The sequence below is a fragment of the Mycobacterium sp. TH-M15 genome (assembly GCF_057473705.1).
This window is the reverse complement of record NZ_JBYCLB010000449.1, coordinates 1-3043: the sequence shown is the minus strand read 5'-3', so window position 1 is coordinate 3043 and position 3043 is coordinate 1. Positions and strand designations below refer to the sequence as shown.

General features: G+C 69.9%; 4 protein-coding genes. All 4 read left to right on the top strand.

Annotation, left to right across the window (positions count from 1 at the left end; translation table 11 throughout):
• The first annotated feature begins 128 nt into the window (after nt 1–128).
• Nucleotides 129–1172, top strand: coding sequence for a transcription termination factor NusA (gene nusA / locus AC2VNT_RS10860; protein WP_486946861.1), 1044 nt, complete (start codon nt 129–131; stop codon nt 1170–1172).
• Nucleotides 1173–1182: 10 nt separating this feature from the next.
• Nucleotides 1183–2277, top strand: coding sequence for a glycoside hydrolase family 172 protein (locus tag AC2VNT_RS10855; protein WP_486946860.1), 1095 nt, complete (start codon nt 1183–1185; stop codon nt 2275–2277).
• A 139-nt stretch (nt 2278–2416) separates the two neighbouring features.
• A complete protein-coding gene (locus AC2VNT_RS10850; RefSeq protein ID WP_486946859.1) occupies nt 2417–2785 on the top strand; it encodes a YlxR family protein in 369 nt (122 codons plus the stop codon).
• Between the two features lie 50 nt (nt 2786–2835).
• The coding region (locus tag AC2VNT_RS10845) for a translation initiation factor IF-2 N-terminal domain-containing protein (protein WP_486946858.1) at nt 2836–3043 on the top strand (208 nt) is incomplete at its 3' end.

Sequence of the window (3043 nt, the reverse complement as noted above, 5' to 3'; positions counted from 1 at the left end):
CGACTGGGCGCTGCGCCACTTGTCGATCGCGGAGATCGCCAAAGCGATTGTGCAAGTGGAGTTTTCGCCTCCGCCCGAACGTGAGCTGGAGCTGGCGCGGGCCGGGGCTGACCGAGGGGGGCTGCAGAATGAACATTGACATGGCCGCCTTGCATGCGATCGAGGCGGACAAGGGCGTCTCGGTCGACGTGGTGATCGAGACCATCAAGTCGGCGCTGCTCACCGCGTATCGGCACACCGAAGGCCACGAGAACGACGCCCGGATCGAGATCGACCGTAAGACCGGCGCCGTCTCGGTGATGGCTCGGGAGACCGACGACCACGGCAATCTGCTCAGCGAATGGGACGACACACCGGAGGGTTTCGGGCGGATCGCGGCGACCACCGCGCGCCAGGTGATCCTGCAGCGGCTCCGCGACGCCGAGAACGAGAAGGCCTACGGGGAGTTCTCCGCCCGCGAGGGCGACATCGTCGCCGGGGTGGTGCAGCGCGACGCGCGGGAGAACGCCCGCGGTGTGGTGGTGGTGCGGCTGGGCACCGAAGCGAAAGGTTTCGACGGGGTAATCCGGCAGGCAGAGCAGGCCCCGGGTGAAGCCTACGAGCACGGGGATCGGTTGCGCTGCTACGTCATCGGGGTCACCCGCGGGCTGCGTGAGCCGCGGATCGAGCTCTCCCGCACCCATCCCAACCTGGTCCGCAAACTCTTCGCGCTGGAGGTACCCGAGATCGCCGACGGATCGGTGGAGATCGTCGCGGTCGCCCGGGAGGCCGGCCACCGCTCCAAGATCGCGGTCGCGTCCCGGGTGTCCGGCCTGAATGCCAAGGGCGCCTGCATCGGCCCGATGGGCCAGCGGGTCCGCAACGTGATGAGCGAGCTGGCCGGGGAGAAGATCGACATCATCGACCACGACGAGGACCCGGTCCGGTTCGTTGCCAACGCGCTCTCGCCGGCGAAGGTGGTCTCGGTGTCGGTGATCGACCAGGCCACCCGCGCCGCCCGGGTGGTGGTCCCCGATTTCCAGCTCTCCCTGGCCATCGGCAAGGAGGGCCAGAACGCCCGGCTGGCGGCCCGGCTCACCGGCTGGCGGATCGACATCCGCAGTGACGCCGCCGCCGAGCCGGCCGAGCCGGCCGAGCGGGAAGCGCCGCACGGCGCGGCCCGGGAGAGCTGAACGGCACAGCATGATCGACCTACGGTCCCTGGCCCGGTTGTCCGGCGCGCAGTCGCGCTCGATCAGCCCGGAGAACTTCACCGGCGCCAAGGGCGGCGGCGCCCGGGCCACCGAGGGCACCGGCGCGGCGTGCGCGGCCGACCTGGGCCCGGGCTGGAAGATCTCCCCCAGCGTCGACATCGCCGCGCACAGCACCCACGAGCTGGCCGCCATCGACGGGCCCGCGCTGATCACCCACATCTGGCTGACCACCCACCGAAGCCACTGGCGCAGCCTGATCCTGCGCGCCTACTGGGACGGCGCCCGCAAACCCGCCATCGAGGTGCCGCTCGGCGACTTCTTCGGCCAGGGCTGGGGCCAGTTCGCCCAGCTGTCGTCGGTGCCGGTGGCGGCCAACCCGCACGGCGGCTTCAACAGCTACTGGCCGATGCCGGTGCCCAGACGGGCCCGGCTCACGTGCGAGAATCTCGCGCCGCGCACCGCCACCGTCTACTACCAGGTCAGCTACGAGGTGGGCGACGAGGCCCTCGGCGCGGGCGGCAGCACCGATCTGGGCTACCTGCACTGCCAGTTCCACCGCAGCAACCCGTTGACCGCCGGCGAGCTGCACCCGATCGTCGACCGGGTGACCGGGGCCGGCAAGTACGTCGGCAGTTACCTGGCCTGGGGGGTGAACAGCCCCGGCTGGTGGGGGGAGGGCGAGGTGAAGTTCTACCTGGACGGCGACCGGAAGCACCCGACCATCTGCGGCACCGGCACCGAGGACTACTTCGGCGGTGCCTGGAACTTCGACGTGCCCGGCCAGGGCTACACCGCCTTCTGCACGCCGTTCCTCGGCCTGCACCAGATCCTGCGCCCGGACGGGCTGTACCGCAGCCAGCAGCGGTTCGGCATGTACCGCTGGCACCTGGCCGACCCGATCCATTTCCAGGCCGACCTGCGGGTGGAGGTCCAGGCGCTGGGCTGGATGTCCGGGCACCGCTACCGCCAGCTCAGCGACGACATCGCCTCCACCGCGCTGTTCTACCTGGACCGTCCGGCGCCGGCCGAACCGCGGCCGAAGCTGCCCGGCGTCGGTGAGCTGGAGGTGGGCGGCGAGCCGTGAGCCGTGCGTCGCCGACTTCGATGCCGCTGGCCGGCCCGACTCCCGCGGCCGGGTGGTCAAACCGACGGCGTAACGGGTCACCGGACGGCTCCGACCCGCCGTGGTTCGGAGCACGGGCCAGATATGGGTAGACTGAGCCGTGATCCAGCGCAAGACTTCCAGGTCGGCGCATCGAGGCACCGAAGGTCCGGTGCGGACGTGCGTCGGTTGTCGGAAGCGGGAGTTGGCCGCCGAATTGCTCCGAGTGGTGGCCGTGTCCAGCGGGAACGGCGGTTACGCCGCGACCGTCGACACGGCGGGCAACCTCCCGGGGCGGGGTGCCTGGCTGCATCCCGACCCGGACTGCCTGCACCAGGCGATTCGGCGGCGGGCGTTCGCACGAGCGCTCCGGATCACCGGTTCACCGGACACCACCCGGGTGGTCGAGCACGTTCGGCAGTTGGACGTCTCGTCGCCAGGCGACAGAACAGGTATCGACGAACATGAGCACACCGTGAAGTCCCGATGACCATGTGTCATAGCTAAACCCGAGGCGCGGCCCACCACCGCTGTCGCCTCATGACAGGAGATGTAGTGGCAAAGGCCCGCGTACACGAGTTGGCCAAGGAACTCGGTGTCACCAGCAAGGAAGTCCTCGCCCGGCTGAGCGAGCAGGGCGAGTTCGTCAAGTCCCCGTCCTCGACCGTTGAGGCTCCGGTCGCGCGCCGGCTGCGCGAGTCGTTCGGCGGTGGCAAAACCACGGCGAAGGGCGAAACCAAACCCGTCA